Annotated in this window: 26 protein-coding genes; 19 read left to right on the top strand and 7 right to left on the bottom strand. The window is 51.6% G+C overall.

Annotated elements, in window-relative coordinates; all coding sequences use genetic code 11:
* Positions 1 to 49 precede the first annotated feature (49 nt).
* The 10 genes from NQF64_RS02085 (at position 50) to NQF64_RS02130 (ending at position 9,792) form a co-directional block, all read left to right on the top strand.
* Positions 50 to 649, top strand: coding sequence for an anthranilate synthase component II (locus NQF64_RS02085; protein WP_099025983.1), 600 nt, complete (start codon positions 50 to 52; stop codon positions 647 to 649).
* Positions 649 to 1,722, top strand: coding sequence for an anthranilate phosphoribosyltransferase (gene trpD, locus NQF64_RS02090; protein ID WP_099025982.1), 1,074 nt, complete (start codon positions 649 to 651; stop codon positions 1,720 to 1,722). The genes NQF64_RS02085 and trpD overlap by 1 nt, the downstream gene beginning before the upstream one ends.
* 49 nt (positions 1,723 to 1,771) lie before the next feature.
* Positions 1,772 to 2,734: an indole-3-glycerol phosphate synthase TrpC gene (gene trpC, locus NQF64_RS02095; RefSeq protein ID WP_180794161.1), complete on the top strand. Its 963-nt coding sequence runs from the start codon at positions 1,772 to 1,774 to the stop codon at positions 2,732 to 2,734.
* Positions 2,735 to 2,847: 113 nt separating this feature from the next.
* Entirely contained in the window at positions 2,848 to 3,852 is a 1,005-nt protein-coding gene (pdhA, locus tag NQF64_RS02100) for a pyruvate dehydrogenase (acetyl-transferring) E1 component subunit alpha (protein ID WP_099025980.1), read from the top strand.
* 3 nt (positions 3,853 to 3,855) lie between these two features.
* A complete protein-coding gene (locus tag NQF64_RS02105; protein WP_099025979.1) occupies positions 3,856 to 5,232 on the top strand; it encodes a pyruvate dehydrogenase complex E1 component subunit beta in 1,377 nt (458 codons plus the stop codon).
* Between the two features lie 5 nt (positions 5,233 to 5,237).
* On the top strand, positions 5,238 to 6,485 hold the full coding sequence (locus tag NQF64_RS02110; protein ID WP_266106310.1) for a pyruvate dehydrogenase complex dihydrolipoamide acetyltransferase: 1,248 nt from the start codon (positions 5,238 to 5,240) through the stop codon (positions 6,483 to 6,485).
* Positions 6,486 to 6,487: 2 nt separating this feature from the next.
* The gene (gene lpdA / locus NQF64_RS02115) at positions 6,488 to 7,894 is read left to right on the top strand and encodes a dihydrolipoyl dehydrogenase (RefSeq protein WP_099025977.1); all 1,407 of its coding nucleotides are present in this window, start codon (positions 6,488 to 6,490) and stop codon (positions 7,892 to 7,894) included.
* Positions 7,895 to 7,896: 2 nt separating this feature from the next.
* Positions 7,897 to 8,874: a lipoyl synthase gene (lipA, locus tag NQF64_RS02120; protein WP_266106311.1), complete on the top strand. Its 978-nt coding sequence runs from the start codon at positions 7,897 to 7,899 to the stop codon at positions 8,872 to 8,874.
* On the top strand, positions 8,874 to 9,320 hold the full coding sequence (locus NQF64_RS02125; protein WP_266106312.1) for a type II toxin-antitoxin system RatA family toxin: 447 nt from the start codon (positions 8,874 to 8,876) through the stop codon (positions 9,318 to 9,320). The genes lipA and NQF64_RS02125 overlap by 1 nt, the downstream gene beginning before the upstream one ends.
* A gap of 148 nt (positions 9,321 to 9,468) precedes the next feature.
* The gene (locus tag NQF64_RS02130) at positions 9,469 to 9,792 is read left to right on the top strand and encodes a hypothetical protein (protein ID WP_099025974.1); all 324 of its coding nucleotides are present in this window, start codon (positions 9,469 to 9,471) and stop codon (positions 9,790 to 9,792) included.
* A 58-nt stretch (positions 9,793 to 9,850) separates the two neighbouring features.
* Here the strand turns inward: NQF64_RS02130 and NQF64_RS02135 are convergent, their stop codons facing one another.
* Positions 9,851 to 11,773 carry a lytic transglycosylase domain-containing protein gene (locus NQF64_RS02135; RefSeq protein ID WP_266106313.1) on the bottom strand — a complete coding sequence of 641 codons (1,923 nt, stop codon included), beginning with the start codon at positions 11,771 to 11,773 and terminating at the stop codon, positions 9,851 to 9,853.
* Positions 11,739 to 12,389: a TerC family protein gene (locus NQF64_RS02140; RefSeq protein WP_266106314.1), complete on the bottom strand. Its 651-nt coding sequence runs from the start codon at positions 12,387 to 12,389 to the stop codon at positions 11,739 to 11,741. The genes NQF64_RS02135 and NQF64_RS02140 overlap by 35 nt, the downstream gene beginning before the upstream one ends.
* A 204-nt stretch (positions 12,390 to 12,593) precedes the next feature.
* Here NQF64_RS02140 and purB point away from each other — a divergent pair, with 204 nt between their 5' ends.
* The 9 genes from purB to NQF64_RS02185 all read left to right on the top strand — a co-directional run bounded on the left by purB (position 12,594) and on the right by NQF64_RS02185 (position 19,761).
* Positions 12,594 to 13,925, top strand: coding sequence for an adenylosuccinate lyase (gene purB, locus NQF64_RS02145; RefSeq protein ID WP_099025971.1), 1,332 nt, complete (start codon positions 12,594 to 12,596; stop codon positions 13,923 to 13,925).
* 116 nt (positions 13,926 to 14,041) lie between these two features.
* Positions 14,042 to 14,806: a phosphoribosylaminoimidazolesuccinocarboxamide synthase gene (gene purC, locus NQF64_RS02150; RefSeq protein ID WP_099025970.1), complete on the top strand. Its 765-nt coding sequence runs from the start codon at positions 14,042 to 14,044 to the stop codon at positions 14,804 to 14,806.
* Positions 14,803 to 15,045 carry a phosphoribosylformylglycinamidine synthase subunit PurS gene (purS, locus tag NQF64_RS02155; RefSeq protein ID WP_099025969.1) on the top strand — a complete coding sequence of 81 codons (243 nt, stop codon included), beginning with the start codon at positions 14,803 to 14,805 and terminating at the stop codon, positions 15,043 to 15,045. Before purC ends, purS begins: the two co-directional genes overlap by 4 nt.
* Positions 15,042 to 15,779 carry a Rap1a/Tai family immunity protein gene (locus NQF64_RS02160; protein WP_099025968.1) on the top strand — a complete coding sequence of 246 codons (738 nt, stop codon included), beginning with the start codon at positions 15,042 to 15,044 and terminating at the stop codon, positions 15,777 to 15,779. Before purS ends, NQF64_RS02160 begins: the two co-directional genes overlap by 4 nt.
* On the top strand, positions 15,776 to 16,474 hold the full coding sequence (gene purQ / locus NQF64_RS02165) for a phosphoribosylformylglycinamidine synthase subunit PurQ (RefSeq protein WP_099025967.1): 699 nt from the start codon (positions 15,776 to 15,778) through the stop codon (positions 16,472 to 16,474). The genes NQF64_RS02160 and purQ overlap by 4 nt, the downstream gene beginning before the upstream one ends.
* The gene (purL, locus tag NQF64_RS02170) at positions 16,474 to 18,717 is read left to right on the top strand and encodes a phosphoribosylformylglycinamidine synthase subunit PurL (RefSeq protein ID WP_266106315.1); all 2,244 of its coding nucleotides are present in this window, start codon (positions 16,474 to 16,476) and stop codon (positions 18,715 to 18,717) included. Before purQ ends, purL begins: the two co-directional genes overlap by 1 nt.
* A gap of 13 nt (positions 18,718 to 18,730) precedes the next feature.
* Positions 18,731 to 18,958 carry a BolA family protein gene (locus tag NQF64_RS02175; protein WP_099026319.1) on the top strand — a complete coding sequence of 76 codons (228 nt, stop codon included), beginning with the start codon at positions 18,731 to 18,733 and terminating at the stop codon, positions 18,956 to 18,958.
* A gap of 18 nt (positions 18,959 to 18,976) precedes the next feature.
* Positions 18,977 to 19,312, top strand: a complete 336-nt coding sequence (gene grxD, locus NQF64_RS02180; RefSeq protein ID WP_099025965.1) for a Grx4 family monothiol glutaredoxin — start codon at positions 18,977 to 18,979, stop codon at positions 19,310 to 19,312.
* Between the two features lie 146 nt (positions 19,313 to 19,458).
* On the top strand, positions 19,459 to 19,761 hold the full coding sequence (locus tag NQF64_RS02185; RefSeq protein WP_099025964.1) for a hypothetical protein: 303 nt from the start codon (positions 19,459 to 19,461) through the stop codon (positions 19,759 to 19,761).
* Between the two features lie 74 nt (positions 19,762 to 19,835).
* Here NQF64_RS02185 and NQF64_RS02190 read toward each other — a convergent pair whose 3' ends face one another.
* From NQF64_RS02190 to NQF64_RS02210, 5 genes are all read right to left on the bottom strand, one after another.
* Positions 19,836 to 20,234 (bottom strand): YraN family protein, encoded by a 399-nt coding sequence (locus NQF64_RS02190; protein WP_266106316.1) that lies wholly within the window; start codon positions 20,232 to 20,234, stop codon positions 19,836 to 19,838.
* Positions 20,224 to 21,219 carry a porphobilinogen synthase gene (gene hemB / locus NQF64_RS02195; RefSeq protein WP_099025962.1) on the bottom strand — a complete coding sequence of 332 codons (996 nt, stop codon included), beginning with the start codon at positions 21,217 to 21,219 and terminating at the stop codon, positions 20,224 to 20,226. Before hemB ends, NQF64_RS02190 begins: the two co-directional genes overlap by 11 nt.
* 23 nt (positions 21,220 to 21,242) lie before the next feature.
* Complete coding sequence (locus NQF64_RS02200) at positions 21,243 to 22,688, bottom strand: amino acid permease (protein ID WP_099025961.1); 1,446 nt, start codon at positions 22,686 to 22,688, stop codon at positions 21,243 to 21,245.
* A gap of 24 nt (positions 22,689 to 22,712) precedes the next feature.
* The gene (locus NQF64_RS02205) at positions 22,713 to 24,176 is read right to left on the bottom strand and encodes an APC family permease (protein ID WP_099025960.1); all 1,464 of its coding nucleotides are present in this window, start codon (positions 24,174 to 24,176) and stop codon (positions 22,713 to 22,715) included.
* A gap of 71 nt (positions 24,177 to 24,247) precedes the next feature.
* A complete protein-coding gene (locus NQF64_RS02210; protein ID WP_266106317.1) occupies positions 24,248 to 25,696 on the bottom strand; it encodes an APC family permease in 1,449 nt (482 codons plus the stop codon).
* Positions 25,697 to 25,769 lie beyond the last annotated feature (73 nt).

A 25,769-nucleotide genomic window follows, 5' to 3' on the forward strand; every position in this document is an offset into this window, starting at 1 on the left:
CCTCATCTGAGATAACAGCAAAATGTGCTGCGATTGAGGAGACAGCCAGATGATTTTGTTGATTGATAATTATGATAGCTTCACCTTCAATCTGGTCCATCATTTTGGAGCCTTGGGGGTGGAATGCGCAGTAAAGCGGAATGACGCTCTCACAGTCGAGCGCGCTTTAGAGATGAAGCCCTCTGCGATTGTGCTATCCCCCGGTCCTTGCTCACCTGATGAAGCGGGGATTTGCTGCGCGTTGATCGAAAAAGCAGCGGGTAAGGTGCCTGTTTTGGGTGTTTGTCTCGGGCATCAGGCGATAGGGCAGGTCTTTGGGGCGGATGTTGTGCGGGCAGATGTGCCAATGCATGGCAAGATTAACGCCATTCATCATGATGGAAGTGGGGTTTTTGCAGGGTTGTCTAACCCGGTGGATATGGTGCGCTATCATAGTCTAACGCTAGACCCAGCGACTATTCCTGCTTCGCTTATCGTTAATGCCCGGACAGAAGATGGGGTAGTGATGGGGGTGCGGCATCGGGATTATCCCATCCATGGTGTGCAGTTCCACCCAGAGAGTATTGCGTCTAATTCCGGGCGGGAATTGCTTGCGAATTTCCTTCGGCTGGCCAATGTTTTACCACAAAGCAAAGCGGCGGTAGGTTGATGGCACGGCAGGGGAAGCCCTTCGCACCTTTCTTGAGTAAAGCTGTTGCAGGCCAGTCATGGAGCATCGAGGAGGCCGAAGCTGCCTTTACGCTCATTATGGAAGGGCATGTCTCGGAGATTGAGCTTTCTGCGTTCTTGACGGCCCTTTATATGCGTGGGGAAACCTCCGCTGAGCTCTCTGGTGCGGTACGAGCTGTGCGGCGTACCATGCAAGCTTTAAAGGATGTTCCAGAGGATGCGGTAGATGTCTGCGGGACGGGGGGAGACGGGTTGGGGACGTTGAATGTCTCCACTGCGACAGCCTTTGTTTTGGCAGGCCTGGGTGTGCCTGTGGCGAAACATGGGGGGCGGGCTTTATCCTCCCGTGCTGGAGCGACTGATGTGCTGGAGGCACTGGGCATTCCCGCCGAGGCTAATCACGCTGTGCAGGAGACGCGTCTGCGAGAGGATGGTCTTGCATTTCTTGCCGCCCCTTATCACCATCCGGCCATGCGGATTGCCGCCCCAGTGCGAAAAGGCTTGGGCTTTAGGACGTTATTTAATCTACTTGGTCCATTATGCAATCCTGCGCGGGTGCGGCGACAGTTGGTTGGCGTGTTTGATGAAGCTTGGTGCCAGCCTGTTGCTCAGGTTTTGGGCGAGTTGGGCGGTACGTCCATTTGGGTTGTGCATGGCCACACGGATGAAGGTGGCATTGATGAGCTCACTTTAGCAGGGCCCACGCATAATGAGGTGTGGGAGGCGGGTCAGATATTTTCTTTTGACATCACGCCCGAGATGGCAGGCTTACCCCGTTATGAGATTGCAGCCCTCAAAGGTGGGGACGCACAGGTAAATGCGCAGGCGATGAAGCGTTTATTCGCCGGGGAAAAAGGCTGTTATCGGGACACTGTTTTGTTAAATGCCGCGATAGGCCTACATGTCGCAGGGCGTGGCAATTTGTTAGAGAATGGTGCGCTTTCCGCCCCCGCATTGCGGCGCAACATTGCCCAAGCGGCGCGTTCTTTGGATGAAGGACAAGCGCAACAGGCTTTAATCCGCGCTCAAAGGGGTGTAAGGGCAGAGAGTTGAACGCGGATACCGTTCCTAATTTGTTTTAAGGTAAAGATTCAGGACGATCATGATTTTCTTGCCACAGCGATCGATGGCTGTTTTTGCTCCTGTAGAGGATGGTGGACAATCGCCAACATCTGAGTCCCCAGCTGGGGGTGATGCAGCAGAGGCCGCTAAACCGGAAGATGCTACTCCACCCTCTGTAGGCGAGGGGGATGGTACCGCTGCGGAGAGCGGGGCTAGCGTGTTGGAGCGCATTTGCGCGCGGACTCGCCTTGATGTCGAGCAACGGATGCAAGTCCTGCCTCTTAAGGAGATCGCGGCGAAGGCGAAAGAGGTCGCCATGCCGACCCGTGGTTTTGGGCAAGCCTTGCAACATATCACAGCTGATAGACGTGTTGGGCTGATTGCAGAGGTGAAGCGGGCTTCTCCTTCTGCGGGTGTGCTGCGGCCAGATTATGATCCCGCTCAGATCGCTCTATCGTATCAACGGGCAGGGGCGAGCTGTATTTCTGTTCTAACAGAGGGGTCGTGCTTCCATGGGAGTGCGGAGGACCTTAAAGCTGTGCGGGCAGCATGTAGCCTACCGATTTTGCGGAAGGACTTTATTTTAGAGCCCTGGCAAGTGCATGAGAGCCGTTTGATTGGGGCAGATTGCATCCTTTTGATTATGGCTATCTTGAAGGAAGAACAAACGGCCGAGCTTATCGCTCTCGCGCGAGGGCTGGATATGGATGTATTGTTGGAGGTCCATAATGAGGAGGAGCTTAACAAGGCTCTTGCTTATGATAGCTTCCTCATCGGTATTAATAACCGTAACTTGAAGACGTTAAAGACGGACATCCAAACAACATTAGACCTTGCCCCGCAGGTACCGCCTGATCGTCTTGTTGTCTCAGAGAGTGGGATTGCTACATCGGAGGATCTAACCAAAGTCGGAGAGGCGGGGTGCAGCGCTGTCCTTGTGGGGGAATCGCTTCTCCGTGAAGAGGACCCCGGCCTTGCAGCGCGTCGGTTGTTAGGTTTCTAAAGAGTACCATTTTGGTATAAAAATAACTCAGCTTGGTGTGAAATGCTGGCATTTTGGGGGGAGTGTTGTTACAACTCCGCTCCATTGTAAAATTGCAATCCTGGGAGAGTGTCATGGGTTCTATGACGGATGCGCCGAACCGCCAGAATGGCCCGGTGCTATCGAAGGAGGAAATGGAACGTGCTTATAGGGAGATGCTCCTTGTACGCCGTTTTGAGGAGAAAGCCGGTCAATTATACGGTATGGGGCTGATTGGCGGGTTCTGCCATCTCTATATCGGTCAAGAGGCCGTTGTCGCAGGGATTGGCCTTGCGATGAAGAAGGGTGATCGTTCCATTACCTCTTATCGCGATCATGGGCAGATGCTCGTTGCTGGGATGACAGCGCGTGGCGTGATGGCCGAGCTTACGGGTCGTTCTGGTGGGTATTCCCACGGGAAGGGCGGCTCTATGCATATGTTCTCTAAGGAGCAAGAGTTCTATGGGGGGCACGGTATCGTTGGCGCGCAAGTGGCGTTAGGGACAGGCCTTGCCCTTACCAGCGCGTATAAAAAGGACGGGGCTATCTCTATTGTGTATTTTGGGGAGGGTGCCTCCAACCAAGGGCAGGTTTATGAGAGTTTCAACCTTGCCGCTCTGCATAAATTGCCGTGCCTTTATGTGATTGAGAATAACCGTTACGGCATGGGGACATCGATCGAGCGTGCCTCTGCCTCTAAGGACCTCTCAAAGAATGCTACCCCGTGGGGGATTCCATCACGCAAAGTAGATGGGATGGATGTCGCTGCTGTTTATCAAGCAGCAAAAGAGGCCATGGAGCATTGTCGCTCTGGCAAAGGGCCTTTCTTGTTAGAGATGGAAACATATCGTTACCGTGGGCACTCCATGTCTGACCCGGCGAAATATCGCCAGCGTTCGGAGGTGGATGAGATGCGCCAAACGCGTGACCCGATTGAATCGTTAAAGGCGGAGATGATTAAACAGGGAATTGATGAATCGTTCTTCAAAACTGTGGATCACGACGTGAAGGCCGTTGTAAAAGACGCAGCCGAATTTGCCGAAACAAGCCCAGAGCCGGATGCTTCCGAGTTGTGGACTGATGTTCTGGTGGGAGAATAAGCCATGGCCTCTCCAATTCTTATGCCCGCTCTTTCCCCTACAATGGAGGAAGGGACTCTGGCCCGTTGGGTTAAAAAAGAGGGTGATGCTGTTCGCTCTGGCGAGGTTATCGCAGAGATCGAGACTGACAAAGCCACGATGGAGATGGAAGCTGCCGAGGATGGCGTGCTAGGCCGTATTCTCATCGATGAAGGTACAGAGCATGTGGCGGTAAACACGCCTATTGCCGTTCTGTTGGAAGAAGGCGAGGATGCCTCCGCAGCGGACGGGCTGGACCTTGGTTCAAAAGCCAAACCCACACCTAAGGTGGAGAAGATTGTCCCCAACGCGGCGGCATCTGCTCCGCAAGGCCCTGCTCAACGCTCTACTGCTGAGCTTGTCGAGCCTGAATGGGGTGAGACAGCAGACATTACAGTGCGCGAGGCTTTGCGTGATGCGATGGCTGCGGAGATGCGCCGTGATGAGGATGTCTTTCTGCTAGGTGAGGAAGTCGCCCAATATCAAGGGGCTTACAAGGTTAGTCAGGGCTTGTTAGATGAGTTCGGTGAGAAGCGTGTTATGGACATGCCCATTACCGAGCATGGCTTTACCGGTATGGCTGTCGGGGCGGCTCTCTCTGGTGTGAAGCCGATTGTTGAGTTCATGACGATGAACTTTTCCCTCCAAGCGGTGGACCACATTATCAACTCCGCAGCGAAAACGCGTTATATGTCCGGTGGACAAATGTCGTGCCCGATTGTTTTCCGTGGGCCGAATGGGGCAGCGGCGCGTGTAGGGGCGCAACATTCCCAATGTTTTGGCAGCTGGTACGCGCATATCCCCGGCCTTAAAGTTGTCGCGCCATGGTCTGCGGCGGATGCGAAGGGGCTGCTTCGTGCTGCTATTCGGGACCCGAACCCTGTCGTGGTGCTGGAGAATGAGATTCTCTATGGCAAGAAGTTCCCTTGCCCGGTGGATGAGGATTTTGTTCTGCCCATCGGTAAGGCTAAAATCGAGCGCGAAGGGAAGGATGTCACCTTGGTGGCATTCTCCATCATGGTGGGTGTTGCGCTAGAGGCCGCAGAGCAGCTTGCCGCTCAAGGCATTGAGGCTGAGGTGATTAACCTCCGTTCGCTCCGTCCGCTTGATACGGAAACGATCATCAAGAGCGTGAAGAAAACCAACCGGATTGTCTCGGTTGAGGAAGGCTGGCCTGTAGCGGGTATTGGCTCCGAGATTTGCACCATCGCGGTGGAGCAAGCATTTGATTGGCTAGACGCCCCGCCAGCGCGTGTATGCGGGTTGGATATTCCTTTGCCTTATGCTGCGAATTTAGAGAAACTGGCCCTGCCTAAGCCTGAGTGGATTGTTGAGGCTGTGCGTAAGCAGTTGGGAGACTAAAACCAATGGCAACCAATATCTTAATGCCCGCTCTGTCTCCGACTATGACAGAAGGGACGCTGGCCCGGTGGGTGAAAAAGGAAGGCGATGCCGTTCAGTCCGGTGATGTTATTGCCGAGATTGAGACTGATAAAGCCACGATGGAAGTCGAAGCTGTGGATGAGGGGATTCTTGGTAAAATCCTCATCCCAGAGGGGACGGAGCATGTGGCAGTAAAGACGCCCATCGCCATCCTTGTGGAGGAGGGAGAAGCTGTCCCTGAGGCTCCTGAAACCGCACCTGCTGCGGCGAAGGCTGAAGCCCCTGCACAAGCTGAAAAGCCCGAGCCAGTGGTGATTTCTTCTTTTGACCCGGCTCAACAAACATCAACGCAGAAAGCGGATAAAGGGGAGCGGATTTTCATCTCCCCCTTGGCCCGCCGTATTGCGAAAGAAAATGGTGTTGATATTGCCAGCCTCACCGGGACAGGGCCGAATGGCCGTATTCTGCGCCGCGATGTGGAGAAAGCAAAAGGGCAGACATCTAGCACCACTGCATCATCTGCCACAGCGGCCCCAGCAGCGGGCTCTGTTGAGCGTGTAAAACATTCCGGTATGCGGAAGGTTATCGCCCGCCGCTTGACGGAATCTAAAACACAAGTGCCGCATTTTTACGTCTCGGTGGATATTGAGCTTGATGCGCTCTTGGCCCTACGCAGCCGCCTTAATAAGGCTCTTGAAGCTGAAGGCTGCAAAATCTCTGTCAATGACATGATGATTAAGGCCGTGGCTTTGGCGTTGAAGCAACAGCCGGGCCTGAACGTCCAGTTTACCGAAACCGAGATGCTGCATTTTGAGGATGTGGATATTTCCATGGCGGTTTCCGTGCCGGATGGGTTGGTGACACCGGTTATCCGCCAAGCTGATCGCAAGAGCTTGAAGGAGATTAGCCAAGAGGCCCGCAGCCTTGCGACCCGTGCGCGGGAGGGCAAACTTTCCCCAGAGGATTACCAAGGCGGGACATTCTCTATCTCCAATATGGGGATGTTTGGGGTGAAAGATTTCGCTGCGATTATCAATCCACCGCAGGCGGCTATCTTGGCTGTGGCATCGGGTGAGAAACGCGCTGTGATACGCGATGGTGAGCTTGCTGTTGCAACGGTGATGACGGCTACTCTCTCGGTGGATCATCGTGCGGTCGATGGTGCCCTTGGTGCGCAATGGCTTAATAAATTGCGTGACCTTATTCAAAACCCTTATTCACTGGTGCTGTGATCATGTCTGACCTTTTTGATCTTATTGTGGTCGGCGGCGGTCCGGGTGGCTATGTGGCGGCTTTGCGGGCTAGTCAGCTTGGGATGAATGTCGCTTTGGTGGAAAGTACCCATATGGGGGGCGTCTGCCTTAATTGGGGGTGCATCCCTACCAAAGCTCTGTTGCGCTCTGCGGAGGTTTACCACAGCCTAGGGCATTTGAAGGAATATGGGCTTTCGGCCAGTAATCCTTCCTTCGACCTAGAGGCGATTGTAAAACGCTCTCGCTCGGTAGCGGAGAGAATGGGCAAAGGTGTGGCTCATCTCTTAAAGAAGGCGAAAGTTAAAACCTTTGATGGCCACGCTAAATTAGCAGGCCGTGAGGGTGAGGCGCATAAAGTCTCTATTACAAAAAATGGTAAAGAGACTGGCCAGATTCGTGCCCCGCATGTCATTTTGGCAACTGGTGCGCGGGGACGGCAGCTACCGGGGTTGGAGACAGACGGCAAGCTCATTTGGGGCGCGCGTGAGGCGATGACGCCAGATAGTCTACCAAAGCGTCTCTTGGTTATTGGCTCAGGGGCGATTGGGATTGAGTTTGCGTCCTTCTATCGGGATTTGGGCTGTGAGGTCACGATTGCCGAGGTCGCAGAGCGTATCCTCATGACCGAAGATGCCGAGATTAGCGCACAAGCGCATAAAGCGTTTGAGAAGCGGGGTATGACCATCCATACAGGGGCAAAAGTTGGCCCGCTGAAGAAGGGTGCTAATGAGGTCTCCACCACTATTGAGACAGCGAAAGGCAAGCTGGACCTTACGGTGGACCGTGTAATTTGCGCGGTCGGTATCGTGGGGAATGTGGAGGAGCTTGGCCTTGAAGGCACCAAGGTGAAGGTTGATCGCTCCCATATTCAAACAGATGAGTTCTGCCGCACGGCAGAGCCGGGCATTTATGCCATTGGTGATGTGGCGGCTCCACCGTGGCTTGCTCATAAAGCAAGCCATGAAGGGGTGATTTGCGTGGAGAAAATCAGCGGTCGCTCCCCAGAGCCGCTCCATATTCGCAATATCCCCGGTTGTATTTATGCACGCCCGCAGGTGGCTTCTGTGGGGCTTAGCGAGGAGAAGGCAAAAGCCGAAGGTTATAAGGTCCGCGTGGGGCGGTTCCCCTTCTTAGCGAATGGGAAAGCCGTTGCTATGGGTGAGCCTGACGGCATGACCAAAACGGTTTTTGATGCTGAAACGGGCGAATTGCTAGGGGCCCATATGATTGGGGCTGAGGTCACGGAGATGATTCAAGGCTATGTCATCGCCCGAACGGGTGAGTTGACCGATGCCGAGTTGATGGAGACGGTGTTCCCCCATCCAACCATCTCTGAGACAATGCATGAGGCTGTCCTCGCCGCTTATGAGGGTGCGCTGCATATTTAGGAATGGCTCAGCGCATCGTCATTAATCATCAAAAAGACCGGATGGCCGCTTTGCGTCATCCAGAGAAGGTGCACCGGCCCGATAACCCTATCCAGAAGAAACCTTCATGGATTCGGGTGCGGGCTCCGGGGAGCAATCCGGTCTATGATGAGACGCATGGCCTCATGCGGAAACATGGCCTGACGACAGTATGTGAGGAGGCTGCATGCCCCAATATTGGGGAATGTTGGTCCCAACGCCATGCGACTATGATGATTATGGGGGAGATTTGCACGCGCGCTTGTGCGTTTTGCAATGTTACGACAGGTCTCCCGCATAAATTGGACCCAGACGAGCCGGCTCATGTCGCGGAAGCTGTGGCGAAGTTGGCGCTCAAGCATGTCGTTATTACATCGGTGGATCGTGATGATTTGCCCGATGGGGGGGCGCAACATTTTGCGGATGTCATCCAAGCGATTCGTGCTCTTGCGCCAGAAACAACGATTGAGATTTTAACGCCGGATTTTCTGCGTAAGCCGGGTGCGTTAGAGGTGGTTGTTGCTGCACGGCCGGATGTGTTTAACCATAATATTGAGACCGTCCCGCGTTTATACCCGGGGATTCGACCGGGGGCGCGTTATTATCAATCTATTCGCTTATTGGATGATGCTAAGCGGCTTGATCCATCTCTTTTTACGAAATCCGGCATGATGTTGGGTTTGGGGGAGGAGAAGATGGAAGTCGCGCAAGTGATGGATGATTTTCGTATTGCGGATGTCGATTTCCTAACATTAGGGCAATATTTGCAACCTACGGTTAAACATGCCGCGGTTAAAGATTTTATCACGCCAGAGCAATTCGCTGACTATGGGGCTATGGCGCGGGCGAAGGGCTTTTTGCAGGTTAGTGCATCCCCTCTCACGCGCTCCTCTTATCATGCGGATCGTGATTTTGCAGAGCTACGCGAAGCCCGTGCGCGCCGTTTAAAAGGGGAGAGCTAATGCCAACACATGCCGAGCAAAGGTTAATTCCTTACTCTAGCGAGCAGCTCTTTGACCTTGTGGCGGATATAGAGAAATATCCGGAGTTCCTCCCTTGGTGTGTGCGGGCTGCTGTGCGCTCTCATTCTAAGAATGAGTTATTGGCTGATTTGACCATTGGTTTTGGCCCTTTCCGGGAGACTTATACAAGCCGTGTTCAGTTAGATCGCCCTCATCAGATTACAGTAGGGTATGAGCGCGGGCCTTTTAAGCATCTCAAAAATATATGGCGTTTCACCCCTGAGGGAGAGCATTGCCGTGTTGATTTCTTTGTCGATTTTGAATTTCGCTCTCGTTTATTAGGCAATGCTATTGGGATGGTTTTTAATGAGGGCGTCCGCTTGATGGTAAAAGCCTTTATCACGCAGGCAGGCAAGGTTTATGGCCCACCGCGCGGTCAGCTTTGACTTCGGCTTTTTACGGTAATGTGCAGCCTGTCATAGGCTATACTAATTTAATGTAATAATTCTTTTATATAAGAATGATTGTCCTAAGCGCTTATCCATTCTAGGATACCCTCATCATCGTAACAAAGGATGATTTGAGGAGGATTTTATGAAGAAACTATCTCTTTCCGCTATCGCTCTGCTCGGTCTGACAGCGGCTGCTGCCCCTGCTTTTGCGGCTGATGAGTCTGCTGCTCCGGCCCACCATGCGCATCACGCTGGTGCTCATCACCATCATCATGGCAAAAAATGCAACATGAAGCATGGTCAGAAGAAGGAAGATGGTAAAGCTCCGCAGGCTACTGATGACCTGAACAGTGCTTCCTTAGAGAAGTCTCAGCCTTCTGCAGCTCCGGCGGCTCCTGCTGCACCGGAAGCTCCTGCTGGCGCACCGTCCAACACGGGCGTTTCGGATGCAAATTCGAAGCACTAAGCCGGTGTGATACACTGGATATAGTGGGAAAAAGCGGCTCTTTATGGGCCGCTTTTTTTTATGGGCTTTTTTGATAAGGCGCCAGCGCGTAAAGGGAGAGATCAGCCTCAATATGTTCAATATATAAACGTGTCTCCTTGAAGGGGAGTAATAGAATCCAGCGTAGCAATATATCTTCATCATCCAGGGTTGGTGTTTGTGGGCTATTCATTTGGGTTTGCCAGCGTTGGGACCGTGTGGGGCCAGCGTTATAGGCAGCTAATGTATAAGGAATAACATTTTCAAATCGGGCGAGCATATCTGCTAGGTAATGACTGCCGATTGTTAGGTTGATTTCTGGGTCTTTTAGCGCCTCTGCCGTTATTAATGAATAAGGGAGTTGATGTTGGCGGATCACTTGCTTGGCAGTAGGCAAGAGAAGTTGTGTCAAACCAATAGCATGACGGGGACTAATGGCACTGGCATCCATGCTGCTTTCCTGCCGGACTAAGGCGGGGAGGAGTCCATATGGTAGTGTGGTGGTTGTCTCAAGGGGTAAGGGCGGATACCCTTCGGGATAAAAGCTAATCCCTAATCGTGTTAGTTGTCTGGTGGATAGAACAGCTATTTTAGGTATGTGGAGGGACAATGCGAGACGGGCAATGTCGGCCTGTGCTGTATGGTCGGCCATTGTATGAGCTTGGAGATAAGCAAGGATAAATGTAGCATTAGATACATCTCCATCCTGCGATAATTGTGTACAGGCATCCACTAAATCTGTTCGGGCTAGGGTATGTCCTGTTGGTGATGCAGGCTGTTTGGCAAGCTCTTTTGCTAAGGCTGTCAGGAAGGTGGGGCTGCGTATATTAGATGCTAAGAAAGGCGTATGCGTTAGATGCGCTAAAGCGAGTTGACCATAAAATGTTGTGGGGTATTCACGCGCCTTTTTATAAAATTCAAGAGCAGAGTGAGGGTGCGAATTATCCTCCTCTGTACGGGCTAGCCAATAGAGGCCTTCAGCGCGTTTATTAAGGTCTGTTTCTTCACTTAACGCTTTAAAATAAGGGCGCGCTTGCTCTGGGTTATGGAGGAGGGTTAGGGCAATATAGCCCATGAGAGTGCGCGTCTCAGCTGTTTGTTGGTAAAAAGGCGTCGCCTGCAAAATGGTGAAGCTAGTTTGTGCGCTCCCCGGGTTTTCCGTACGCAGTAATGCTCGGATAAAATTAGTTTGTTCAGTTTGCCACTCTATAGCGGTGAGTGGGGTAGGGAGTATGTTATCCGTATTTATGGGTTTTGAGAGCCAAAGTTGCGTAGCTTCATCTAGTCGGTCATGTAAGCGTAGATATTTTAAACGGTAATAAATAAGAGTGGGATCAGGGTTTGCCGCATTAGCTTGATATAACTCATCCGCGTCTGGCATAGAAAATCGATTGGCAAGACGTGTATAAAAGAGAGAGTGCCATTCTTCTGGTGTTCGTTGGATTTGTTGTTTTGCTATCTCTAAAGGGCCTGAATATTCTAGTTTTGTGTAGCGTATTATTTCATCTTCAGGGGTGAGATAGGGGGCAAAATGCTCGACAAATAGTTTTGCCTCTTCAGGATTTATAACTTGCTCGCGCCAGAGCCTTCTTGCTTGAGGTGCCACGTCAGAGAGAAACGGTGCGCAGCTGATCAGGAGGTCCGTACGGCTGATAGGACGTGAGGGGCAAAGGGTTCGTCGTTCTTGGGGATCAGTTGTTACGAGGAGTGCGTGCTCGTAGCGACTTTCGATTCGTTTTTGTAATGGCCAATCTGGTTTTTGAGATAGGAAGGCAGCATAGCGCGTTGCAGAATACGTGTTGCCATCTGGGGCAATTAATGCTCGCCATTCCTCAAAACGAGAGGAGGATTGGCTCCAAGCATCCAAGGGTAAGGTAAAGATGAAAACGAGGCAAAGCTTGCTCCATTGCCGCAGTAAGTATGTCTTATCAAAAAAGAGGGAATGAAACATCGCGAACACCATGAATAAGAAGGTGGATGCTTAGGCCGATCATAATGACCAACCCCACCCATTCTAACCAGCGTAATTGCAAAAGGCGGGCAGGGGCCATCATGACACCGAGGGTTATAGCGATGATGGAAATAGCAAGGCCGCTAATAAGGATAGCATGGTGGTGAATCGAAACACAGGCAACGGCGAGGATGTTATCCAACCCTAAGGCGAGGTCTGCAATAATAATTTTGGGGATGGCTTCTATTAAGCTGGCTGAATGTGAGCTGTCATCGTCTGGCGTGGGTGATGTGAGCGAGCGAAACAAAACCCAACTTGTCCAGAGGAGGAGTAGGGCAGCGATAATTTTTGTAAACGAAAATACAAGGATGTCACTTAGGATGAGCGTAAGACCAATGCGTAAAAAAGCCGCTAAGGCCGTCCCAAAGATGAGTGCTGTACGCCGGTAAGCGCGAAGGCGTTTTTTGGCTAAAAGAGGATGATTTTGTCGCTCAATATCTAGTAGTGGTGGCCTGATATGGTCGATGATCCGTTTTAGGATCACCACATTATAACCACTTAGTGCCAAATTCAGGATGATGGTGAGGCAGACCATCATAATGAAATAAAGAGGAGCCGACATGGTCATGATTTCACTTAAGCCGCATAAATGGAGTGTTAGATGTTCATCTATAAACAAAAAACTTTTTTAACGTGAGGGTAGATGATGCATTTAAAGAGGCTTTAAGCGTTTTTCTGCATTGCTAGCGGTGGGAGAGGTTTTATGCTCTGGGCAAAAGGGGCAGTTTTAGGCTAATCAGGGGATAATTGCCCTTCTAGCAGGAGTTATAACATGGTCCCCCGCTATTCGCGCCCACAGATGACAGCCATTTGGTCCCCTATAAACCGGTATCGCATCTGGTTTGAGATTGAGGCCTTGGCGTGTGAGGCTTTAGCGCGCCGGGGGGAGATTCCGGCAGAGGCAGCTAAAGTTATTCGCACAAAAGGTGATGCCGCGATGGCCGCTTTTAGTGAGGCTGATGTAGCGCGGATTGATGAGATTGAGGCAGAGACACGCCATGATGTGATTGCCTTTCTCACATGGTTGGCGGAGAAAGTCGGGCCGGAGAGCCGTTTTGTCCATATGGGGATGACATCTTCGGATGTGCTGGATACATGTTTGGCGGTGCAACTAACACAAGCAGCGGATATTTTGTTGGAGGATATGGATATCCTTCTCGCTGCCCTGAAGAAGCGTGCTTTTGAGCATAAACACACCGTTACGATTGGTCGTAGCCACGGCATCCATGCCGAGCCGATAAGCTTTGGGCAAAAATTGGCGGGCCATTATGCTGAGTTTGCCCGTAATCGTCGTCGTCTGGAAGTTGCGCGGGAGGAAATTGCCGTATGTGCTATCTCCGGTGCGGTAGGGACATATGCCCATATCGACCCAGAGGTGGAAGAATATGTTGCCTCTCATCTGGGGCTAAAGGCGGAAACGGTTTCTACACAGGTAATTCCGCGGGATCGCCATGCAGCCTTTTTCTGCGCTTTGGGTGTGATTGCTAGTGGGATTGAGCGGCTTGCTACAGAGGTGCGTCACCTCCAGCGCTCTGAAGTGCGTGAGGCGGAAGAATTCTTCCATGCTGGGCAGAAGGGGAGTTCGGCCATGCCGCATAAGCGTAACCCCGTTTTGTCCGAGAATCTCACAGGCTTAGCACGGTTGGTGCGCTCTTATGTTACCCCGGCGTTGGAAGATGTGGCTCTGTGGCATGAACGCGACATTAGCCATTCTTCTGTAGAGAGGAATATCTGCCCCGATGGGACTATTGTGTTGGATTTCGCTCTTGCGCGCCTTTCTGGCATGATGGAAAAATTGGTCGTCTATCCAGAGCAAATGCTTGCCAATGTTGAAAGCCTGGGTGGGGTCGTTCATTCTGGTGAAGTCTTGTTGGTGCTAGCGCGTGCTGGTATCTCGCGTGAAGATGCGTATCGGATTGTTCAGCGTGCTGCTATGGCAACTTGGACAAAATTAGGCACGCCAGAAGGTCGTACCTTCCGCGAAAATTTGGAATCTGATCCAGAAGTTGCAAAGCGTGTTGAGGCCGCTGTGTTGGATGACGCGTTGGACCCCGCTCGTCATTTGCGGGCGGTGGATCAGGTTTTTACGCGAGTGTTTGGTTAAGGGGATGTTATGGAGAGAGCCTCAATTTAAGGGCGAGGCTCGTATAAGGGTATTTCTTGTGATATAGGGGGCCGAAATGGCTTTATTATAGGCCCATTACGTAAGGATGAAGAGGCATGGCTCGCCGTCGGCAGATTTATGAAGGAAAAGCCAAAATTATCTTTGAAGGGCCTGAGCCAGGAACAGTGGTTCAGTATTTCAAAGATGATGCAACGGCTGGAAATGGTGCTAAAAGCGGCATTATTACTGGTAAAGGCGTCCTGAATAACCGCATTAGCGAGTATTTAATGTTGCGCCTTGGAGCGATGGGCATTCCAACGCACTTCATCCGTAGTTTAAATATGCGGGAACAGCTCGTCCGAGAGGTTGAGATTATTCCGCTAGAAGTTGTCGTGCGGAATGTCGTAGCAGGCTCTCTCTCGAAGCGTTTTGGTTTGCCAGAGGGGGAGCGTCTACCGCGTACTTTGGTAGAATATTACTATAAAAATGACGCCTTAAATGATCCTCTCATCTCTGAGGAACATATTATCACCTTTGGCTGGGCTCATCCTCAAGAACTGGAGGAGATACAAGCGTTGGCCTTAAGGGTGAATGATTTTCTATGTGGATTATTTACAGGTGTAGGGATCACATTGGTAGATTTTAAGCTGGAATTTGGTCGTCTTTGGCAAGATGATGAGATGCGCATCGTTTTGGCCGATGAGATTTCACCAGATAATTGTCGCCTTTGGGATAGTCAAACGCAGGAAAAAATGGATAAAGACCGTTTCCGCCGGGATATGGGTGGCGTTGGTGAGGCCTATCAGGAGGTGGCTCGCCGTCTTGGTATTTTGCCAGAGAACGGGCAAACAGAGAGCGTATCTACGGAGGGTGTGCAGTGAAGGTCAGAGTTTTCGTTTATCTGAAAAAAGGCGTCTTGGATCCGCAAGGAAAAGCGGTGGAGCACGCTTTGCATTCTCTCGGTTTTAATAATGCTTCAGATGTGCGGATCAGCCGTGTGGTTGACCTGCACATAAAAACAACTGAGGCAGAAGAGGCAAAAAAACAGGGTGAGAAAATGGCTCGCGCTCTGTTGGCTAACGAAGTGATTGAAGATTTTTATGTGGAGGTAAGTGCGTGACATTCATCCGTAATATGGGGTTTATTTTAGCCCTAGGGATTGTCTCCTTGTTGGCAGGGCATACGGCCCAGGCGCAACGTATCTCCACAGTTTCGGGCGAGGAATTGGCACGGAGCTGTGCAAAACAGTCGCGTTTTGCAGCGTGTAGTGCCTACCTTGCCGGTATCACAGATGGTGCCTCATGGTCACAGAGCTTTGGCTTGTTGCTAGGTTCTGCCCCGTCGCCTGCTTTTTGTATCCCAGCGCAGGTTAAAGGGGTGCAGATTCGCTCCTTAGTGGTAGGGTGGTTAGCCGGGCATGATGTCGCTCTTACACAGCCCGCAGGGCGTGGCGTGTTCCAGGCGTTGCATGATAACTATACGTGCCCTTCTGGTGTTGCTGGGTTGTATTCTGAGAAGCGGGCGCAAGCGCAGCGTATTTCCTCTCTGCCTGGCAAGGGATTGGTGGCGTTATGTAGTCATGATGCCGGCCTGCCTGCCTGTAATGGCTATCTTGCTGGGACTATGGATAGTGAAATCTGGTCGCGGAATTTTTCGACCGTGGAAGGCGCTCATAAGCCACTTGCTTTTTGTGTCCCTAAAGAGATCAGAATGGCACAGCTACGCTCGCTCATCGTTGGCTGGTATGCGGGGCATGAAGATGCGTTGGATGAGCCTGCTGGTCGTGGTATTTATCGCGCGTTTCATGATAACTATCCTTGCTATTCTGCCATTTCGGCAGGGGATAACAGATGAAAATAGGTATAGTCGTTTTTCCTGGCACGAATCGTGAACGGGATATGGCACAAGCGTTTCAGGTGGCTTCTGGGCAGGCGCCAGAAATGCTCTGGCATCAGCAAGACAATGTTGATGGGTTCGATTTAATCGTCCTGCCAGGGGGCTTTAGCTTTGGCGACTATTTGCGTAGCGGGGCTATGGCGGCACATTCTCCTATTATGCGGGCTGTCCGTCAGTTTGCGGAAAAAGGCGGCTATGTCCTGGGTGTGTGCAACGGTTTTCAGCTTTTAACAGAGGCACAAATGCTCCCCGGGGCTTTGTTGCGTAATGCTGGGATGCGTTTTTTAGCGCAGGATTGTCATCTCAAGGTGGAAGGGCGCGATAGTGTTTTTACCGCAGGATGGAAGAGCGGTGCAGTTTTTCGTGCGCCGTTAGCGCATGGGGATGGCAATTACACAGCAAGCCGGGATGTCTTGGACCGGCTAGAGGGTGAGGGACGTGTGGCGTTTCGTTATTGTGATGCTGCGGGTCGTGTGAAAGATGATGACGAGCATATCAACATGAATGGGAGTGCTCGTTCTATTGCCGGGGTTTTGAGCGAGAATCGTCGTGTATGTGGGTTAATGCCGCATCCAGAAAATCTGACAGAAGAGATTTTGGGCGGGACAGATGGTTTACCCCTGTTTAGTGGGATTTTGGAGGCTCTGGGCTGATGACAGCTGCATCTGTTGACCTTGATCTAGCGCGCTCTTTTGGTCTTAAAGATGACGAGTATGAGAAGGTACTGACCATTATGGGACGCACGCCAAGCCTTACGGAGCTTGGCATTTTTTCTGTTATGTGGTCGGAGCATTGTTCTTATAAATCGTCACGTTTACATCTTAAAACGCTTCCGACTAAGGCCCCCTGGGTTATTCATGGTCCTGGCGAAAATGCCGGGGTCATTGATATTGGGGATGGCTTGGCGGCTGTATTTAAGATGGAGAGCCATAACCATCCTTCGTTTATCGAGCCATATCAAGGGGCAGCGACAGGGGTTGGGGGCATCCTGCGTGATGTTTTCACAATGGGTGCGCGCCCTATTGCGAATTTGAATGCCCTACGTTTTGGCGACCCCTCCCATAAAGACACAAAGCGCGTTGTGGATGGTGTGGTGCGCGGCATTGGCGGTTATGGCAATTGCATGGGGGTGCCAACCGTTGGGGGCGAGGTAAACTTCCATCATTCCTATAACTGCAACCCCCTTGTTAATGCCATGACCGTTGGTTTGGCTCGGCAAGATCGTATCTTCCTCTCCGCTGCGGCGGGGGTGGGGAACCCTGTTGTTTATGTCGGGTCTAAAACAGGACGTGATGGCATCCATGGGGCGACGATGTCCTCCGCGGAGTTCGATTCCGAATCCAGCTCTAAAAGGCCGACTGTCCAAGTTGGGGACCCCTTCACAGAGAAATTGTTGCTTGAGGCTTGTTTGGAGCTCATGGCAACGGATGCTGTGATTTCCATTCAGGATATGGGGGCAGCAGGTTTGACCTCTTCTGCGGTGGAAATGGCCAGTAAGGGTGGGGTTGGGATTGACCTAGACCTAGACCATGTGCCCCAGCGTGAAACGCATATGCAGGCTTATGAGATGATGCTCTCTGAAAGTCAGGAACGTATGCTGATGGTGCTGCGGCCTGATCGGACAGAGGAAGCCCGCAAGATATTTGAGAAGTGGGAGTTAGATTTTGCGATTGTCGGTAAGCTGACAGATAGTGGTCGGATTACGGTGCGGCACAAAGGGGTTGTAGAAGCTGATATCCCACTGGGCCCCTTAGCTGATGAAGCCCCGATTTATGACCGTCCCACGGTCGTGTATGAACGTCAGCCTCCACTTCCTGTGCCTGCTGATCCATGTGGAATAAAGATGGCCTTATGCCGCCTTGTGGCTAGCGGAAATGGGGCGTCTCGTGCATGGATTTGGAATCAGTATGATAGCGGCGTAGGCGGCCAGACAGTAAAACGCCCCGGTGGGGCTGATGCGGCGATTGTACGGGTCGAGGGAACGAATCGTGGCCTCGCAATGACGACCGATTGCACCCCGCGTTATGGGCAGGCGGACCCTTATATTGGTGGTGCGCAAGCTGTGGTGGAAGTGTGGCGTAATATAACTGCCACTGGGGCAAAGCCTTTGGCGATGACGGATAATCTTAATTTCGCCAGCCCAGAAAATCCACGCATCATGGCGCAGTTTGTCGAGGCTGTAAAAGGTATCGGCGATGCTGGGCGCGCGTTGGACTTCCCTGTCGTTAGCGGGAATGTCTCTCTTTATAACGAGACGCGTGGTGATGATGGGAGCGTCACAGCCATTCAACCTGCCCCTGTGATTGGTGGCGTTGGTGTGCTGGAGGATGTGTATAAAGCTGTTGGTCTTGCCTTCCCAGACGCAGGAGAGATTCTCCTCATTGGGGAGACGGAAGGCACGCTCGGGCAGTCTTTATGGTTGAAAGAAATTCTCAATCGTGAGGAAGGTGCGCCTCCTGCGATTAATTTTGAAGCCGAGCGGCGGAATGGCGATTTTGTACGCGGCCTTATTCAAGAAGGCTCCGTAACAGCTTGTCATGATGTTTCCGATGGTGGTTTACTTCTTGCTGTGGCTGAGATGGCTATGGCCGGTGGGGTAGGCTGTACTCTTGTTGCGCCTCCTACGGATATAGCTGCTCATGCTTATTGGTTTGGGGAAGACCAGGCGCGTTATGTTTTAGTAACGACACAGCCCGATTCTGTGATAAAGACGGCTCAAGCGCGGGGGATTCCTGTTCATCGTTTGGGACGTATAGGCGGCGATGCGTTGAAGATTGGTGCGGATGTCTCAGTGTCAATTTCGCATTTGAGAGAGCTGCATGCGTCTTTCTTCCCGCGCTTTATGGGGGATATGCGGGATGATGCGCCGGTTGTGCATTTAGATGAAATATCCTGAGAGGCTTGCCATGATGACAGCGGAAGAGATTGAAAAAACCCTTCGGACGGCTTTCCCTGGCGCGCAGATTGTGGTTGAAGACCTTGCAGGCGATGGAGATCATTTCGCCTGTGAGGTTGTGAGTGATGTATTCCGTGGGTTATCACGGGTGAAACAGCATAAGCTGGTTTATGACGCCTTCGGGGATCGTGTGGGGACAGAGCTACATGCTTTGGCCGTTAAGACGCGGGCTCCTGAGTGAGTGGAAAGGACAGATAAGATGAATGATGCTGTTTTTCAGACGATTCAGGCATTAGTCGATAAAAACCCTGTCATGCTTTTTATGAAAGGGGATAAGCAGTTTCCGCAATGTGGTTTCTCTGCGCGTGTTGTGCAGATTCTGAGCCATATTGGCGTTGAGTTTGAGACGGAAAATGTTTTGGAAAATCCTGCAATTCGGCAAGGGATCAAGGATTTTTCACAATGGCCGACAATTCCTCAGCTTTATGTAAAGGGTGAGTTTATCGGGGGCTGTGATATTGTCACAGACATGTATCAGAGCGGTGAGCTGGAAAGCTTACTCGTGGAGAAAGGGTTGCTAAAGAGCGAGGGATGATCGCGACGAGGTGGTTTTTCTAAATAAATGTTAAGGAAGGCGGGTTTTTGTTGCTTTCTTTTTTTTGACATGATTAGAGTAACCATCATTTTGGTATGAGAGCTGGCTCTGCTGGATAAGGCGGAGATATAAGAAGAGGGCGGAAGATGAAGAAATCCCGAAAAGGGGGCGCTATTTTAGGGCTCTTTGGGTTGGCAGGGTTGGCTGTAGCTCCGGCTCATGCTGAGCGTGTGTTGACTGAGCATGAGGCAAGTAAACTAACCTTTGATGCTCTTATTGCGCCGCCTTCGGCATTTCATCATGCGGTCCGTCATCTATCTCATGGTCGTGCTACAGGGGTTCGTTTGGCGTCTAGCCGGCATCATAATGGTGCGACAGTGCGTAACGTCTCTTATTACAGTCATGTCGTTGTGAAGCATCATAGGAATCTTCATCATCGGCGTGGGTAAAATTTTCTTTTCTACCGCCGTGTGATCCGCTCTAAAGCCTCATTGAAGTAATTCGGTGAGGCTTTTTTGATGCTTTAAGTAAGTCGTAGAGCATCCTGGATATGGTCAATCTCACCAGCTACATCCATGATGATGACGTCAAATCGGCTATTCTCCCGTTGCCACTCTGGATGGGTTTCAATGACGAGTTGAAACGCCCGTAATAACCTTTGGCTTTGACGTGTGGAAACGGCGTAACGGGCTTCGCTTAGGGTTGTACGTTGTTTGACTTCAATGGCGAGCAAGTAATCATCATTGGCTGCAAGCAGGTCAATTTCCCCATAAGCTGTGCGATAGCGGCGGGCTAAGATTGTGAAGCCTTGGTGATGGAGATAATCTTCAGCTAATTTTTCCGCCTCAAGGCCTGCCTTATGGGCAAGGCTCCCCCGTCTCCTACGGAGAGGAGAGGGGGAAAAGCGTGGCTTAACGACCACGCAGCAGACGCGCTGCTTCAACAGCAAAATAGGTCAGGATGCCATGGCAGCCAGCCCGGCGGAACGCGATGAGGCTTTCCAGAATAGTTTTTTCGCGATCTAGCCAGCCATTCTCAATAGCGGCCATAATCATGGAATATTCGCCAGAGACTTGATAGGCAAATGTCGGCACGGAGAATGTGTCACGTACCCGGCGGATGATATCAAGATAGGGCATCCCGGGTTTGACCATCACCATATCCGCCCCTTCGGCTAAATCCATAGCGACTTCCCGTAGGGCTTCATCGCTATTAGCCGGGTCCATCTGGTAGCTCTTTTTATCACCACTCAGTAGAGCGTTGGAGCCTAGAGCATCTCGGAAGGGGCCATAAAAGGCAGAGGCATATTTGGCTGCATAGGCCATGATACGCGTTGTGTGGAAGTCATGTTCATCTAAAATGCTGCGGATGGCTTTAACGCGGCCATCCATCATGTCGGATGGGGCAATAATATCAATGCCAGCCTTCGCTTGGTTCAAGGCCTGATGGCGTAGAACATCTACCGATTCATCATTGAGGATGTGACCATCCTTAATTAAGCCATCATGACCGTGGGATGTGTAGGGGTCCAAGGCTACGTCCCCTACTAAAGCCAGGTGAGGGTAAGCCTGCTTTAAGACGCGCGCGGCTCGGCACATCAGATTATCAGGGTTAAGGGCTTCCTCACCAGTTTCACTACGTTTTTCCAACGGTGTAACGGGGAAGAGGGCGACAGCGGGGATGCCAAGCTCCACAGCGGGACGCACATGCTCTACTAATAGGTCTAAACTGACCCGTTCCACCCCTGGCATGGCCTTTACTTTTTGGCGTTGTTGTTCGCCTTCACAGATGAAAATGGGCCAGATGAGATTATCAACATGCAGATGTGTCTCGCTTACCAAGCGGCGTGTGGCATCGTCAAAACGATTACGACGCAAACGTGTATGGGGGAAAGAGCTTCTTACCATAATATGTTTGTACCTTTATCTTCCTAATGGTGTGAATGACGAATATGGCTACGATGCAATCCGTAGCAAAGATAGACGCCCATACCAATTAGCAACCATACGACAAGCCTGATCCATGTCATGAGGTCCATAGCGAGCATGACAGCACCGCAGGAGATAATCCCTAAAATGGGAATGAGGAACGGCCCGCCGGGGGTGCGAAAACGCCGCACAGCGTCAGGCTGACGAATGCGTAGAATCATCACGCCCAGGCAAACGATGATGAACGCCAATAATGTGCCGATGGAGGTCATCTTCCCGAGAATATCAATAGGAAGGCACGCGGCGAGAAGGCTTGCCACAATAGCGGTGATGATGTGGGAGCTCCACGGTGTACGGCTACGCTCATTAAGTTTTGAGAAGAGAGGGGGGAGGAGGCCATCTTTTGCCATGGAGAGGCAAATACGGCTCTGCCCCATGAGCAAACCATAAATAACGGAGATATATCCAAAGGCAATACCCAGTGTAATGATACTAGAGAACCATGACATATGAAGACTATCAAGGACGGTCGATACAGGGTTCGGGTCATGCAGCATGGCGCGGTAATCAACAACGCCGACAATAACAAATGAGAAAATCATATAAATGACAGCGGAGACTATAAGGCTACCAAGAATACTTAAAGGAATATTGCGTTGTGGGTTTTTACTATCCTGCGCTGCGGTAGAGACGATGTCAAACCCAATATAGGCAAAGAAGATAAGCCCTGCTGCGCGCATAACCCCACTAACACCAAAATTGCCGAATTGCCCGGTATTGGGGGGAATGAAAGGATGGAGGTGAGTGCCTCTAATATAAGGCAAGCATACGGCCGTAACGCTACCAATGATAACGAGTTTGAGGATGACAATAGAGAGGTTAATTTTGCTCGAGATTTGTGTCCCGTACATGAGCAACGCCGTCACGGCCCAGATGATGAAGACGGCTGGTGCATTAAACCAAGCATGTACAAAATGACCATCGGGCGTCATAACAGCCGCCCCCGTTGGGGCGAGAAAGCGAGGGTCCAGATGGATGCCTAGCCCGTGGAGGAGAGCGGCAAAATAGCCCGACCAGCTGGCGGCAACGGTGGAGGCGTTAACGGTATATTCGAGGATTAAATCCCAGCCGATAATCCATGCAATGCCTTCGCCCATGCCCGTATAAGCGTAAGTATAGGCGGAGCCCCCTTCGGGAATCATTCCAGCGAGTTCCGCATAGCAAAGGCCAGCGAAGGCGCAGGCGATGGCCGCGATGAGGAAGGAGAGCGTGACAGCAGGGCCAGCATATTGCCCCGCCGCAACACCTGTCATCGAGAACAGACCGGCCCCTACAGTCACACCCACACCAAGGGCAATTAACTGCCATAAGCCTAAGACACGGCGTAACCCTGTTTTGGCCGTGATGGTGTGAGCGATTGGTTTTGTACGCCAGAAGGGCCTGTTCATGAGGCTTGCTCCACGTTGTTTAGATCAATCAGAATGAGACGAAGTAGGGTGGTGCCCTACTCTCAGGTGACTATGTTTTATGCTATAAGCGAAATAAACAACGGCACCAATGGCTAACCAGAGAATAAACCGCATCCATGTGACAAGACTCATGGAGAGCATGACACTACCACATGAGAGAATGCCTAAGCCGGGGATAAGCCATGGCCCACCTGGCAAACGGAAGGTACGTGGGGCATGGGGTGCCCTAAAGCGCAGCGCAATAACGCCCGCGCATACGATGATGAAGGCCGCTAACGTACCGATAGAGGCCATATCAGCAAGGATATTGATGGGTAAGCAGCAAGCGAGTGCCCCGCTAACGAGGAAGCTCAGCATATGGCTGGGTACAGGGGTATGGCTCTTGGGGTTAAGACGGCGGAAGAAGGCGGGTAATAGACCATCTTGTGCCATAGCGAGGAGGATACGGCTTTGGCCCATTAACAACCCATAAAGGACAGATAAATAACCGAGGCAAATCCCTCCCTTAATGAGCAAACCTAACCAAGGAAGGTTGATGACATCCATAACCGTGGCAACGGGGCTCGGGTCGTTTGCAAAGCGGTGATAATCCACCACACCAACCAACACAGCCGAGAAAGCCACATAGATAATCGTGCAGATAATCAAGCTGCCCAAAATCGCAAAGGGCATGGATTTTTGCGGGTTTTTGGTATCTTGTGCGGCGGTCGAAACGATGTCGAAGCCGATATAAGCGAGGAAGGCCATCCCTGCGGCACGCATAACGCCGCTAAAGCCAAAAATGCCAAACTGACCTGTATTAGGGGCAATAAAGGGATGAAAATGCGCCATATTGATGTGAGGCAGCGCGGCAATAATCATCCCAACAAGCACACAGAACTTGATAGCCACGACAAGGCCGTTCATCCGTGCTGATTCCTTCACCCCACGGGTGAGCATAAAGGTGACAAGCCAGAGGATGAACAAACAAGGGGCGTTAAACCATGCATGCGCTGTTTGCCCATCGGGGAGGGTAACAAGTGTCATGGGCGGGTGGAGGAGGCGAGGGTCTATGACGACCCCCCAGCCCTTGAGGAAGGAGACAATATAGCCCGACCAGCTAGAGGCAACAGCCGCTGTGCTGACGGTATATTCCAAGATTAAATCCCAGCCGATGACCCACGCCACAACCTCCCCCAAGGCAGCATAAGCGTAGGAGTAGGCGGAGCCACCAGAAGGGATCATGCCAGAGAGTTCGGCATAACATAAGCCTGCAAAACTGGCGGCAATACCAGCGATGAGGAAGGAGAGCGGTATAGCCGAGCCAGCATAAAGGCCAGAGGCTACGCCCGTGAGGGAGAAAAGCCCTGCACCTATAGTGACGCCAACCCCGATGGCAATAAGTTGCCATGTGTCGAAGACTCGTTTTAGTCCGCTGGCCTCGACGGAAGAGGTAATAGTTTTTTTACGCCACAGGGATGACTTCATGGTGGGGGTACTCTCATCGTCTCTCTAGTTCATGCCTCGCTTCTATGGAAGATTATTATAATTTTCTACCCTTAAAGGGAAGAATTGTTGCGTAATTTGCTCTTGCGGATGCCGTAAGCGAAATAAATGATAAACCCAATGGCCAACCAAATGAGCAATCGCGCCCAGGTGAGTGGGCTCATGGAGGCAATAACAACCCCACAGGTGATGATCCCTAAAAAGGGGATGATAATTGGCCCACCGGGTACGCGGAAGCTGCGTGGGGCATTGGGGGCACGTAGGCGCAGAGTCGTCACCCCAGCACAGACAATGACAAAGGCAAGAAGCGTGCCGATGGAGGTCATCTCGCCCAAGGTGGCGATAGGGACGCACCCGGCGAGCAGGGCGGCGGCGCAGGCGGTAATGATATGGGCTGTCCAAGGGGTGCGTGTCCCATGGTGAACACGGCCTAAAAAGCTGGGGAGGAGGCCATCTTCTGCCATATTCATAGCAATACGGCTTTGCCCAATGAGGAGGCCGAAAAGGACAGAAATAAAACCGAAGGTAATGCCGATTTTTACCAATACAGCCATCCATGGCATGTGGATTTTATCCATAGCGGTGGCAACAGGGCTTGGGTCATGGGCGAGTAAACGATAATCAACCACGCCTACAAGAATAGTTGAAAAAACAATGTAAATGACAGCACAGGCCAGTAGGCTGCCTAAAATACCGATGGGCATATTGCGTTGAGGGTTGCTGGTATCTTGTGCGGCGGTCGAGACAATATCAATGCCGATATAGGCAAAGAAAGCCATACCCGCAGCGCGCATAATGCCGCTGACACCAAAATGCCCGAAACTTCCCGTATTTTGGGGGATAAAGGGGTGGAAATGGCTGACATCGACAAAGGGTGTGCAGACAGCAATAAGCCCAACAATGACCAAAAGCTTAATAAAGACGACCAGCGCATTCAGGCGGGCAGAAAAATTCGTCCCCCGCATGAGCAAAAGTGTGATGATGAAAAGAATGAGCATTGCTGGAAGGTTGCACCACGCATGGGTGGTTTGGCCATTAGGCAAGGTGAGGGTTGTGAGAGGCGGATTAAGGAGGCGGGGGTCTATGAGGATGTTCCAGCCTTTAAGGAGGGAAGTGATGTATCCAGAAGCGCTAGAGGCCACTGCCCCAGCACCAACGGTATATTCCAAAATCAAATCCCAGCCGATAATCCATGCGATGATCTCACCAAGGCCAGCATAAGCGTAGGCATAAGCCGACCCGCCGGCGGGGAGCATCCCGGCAAGCTCGGCATAGCATAGCCCGGCAAAACTTGCGGCAATAGCGGCGATGAGGAAGGAGATAACCACCGCAGGGCCAGCATTTTGCCCAGCGGCCACACCGGTGAGGGAGAAAAGCCCAGCCCCAACCGTAACACCAATGCCCATCGTGATAAGCCGCCACGGGCCGAAGACACGCTTTAACCCGTTAGGGTGGTTTGTGGGGGGCGTAACTGGTTTTCTCTGCCAAAGGGGTGTGGTCATGATGGCCCTCACAGTATTTTTTGAACGTAATTATCCCGCAACGATAGACGCGCTTAGCTCTCACGCCTATAAA

Source organism: Bombella saccharophila (genome assembly GCF_026385475.1).
GTDB classification, from domain to species: Bacteria; Pseudomonadota; Alphaproteobacteria; order Acetobacterales; family Acetobacteraceae; genus Bombella; species Bombella saccharophila.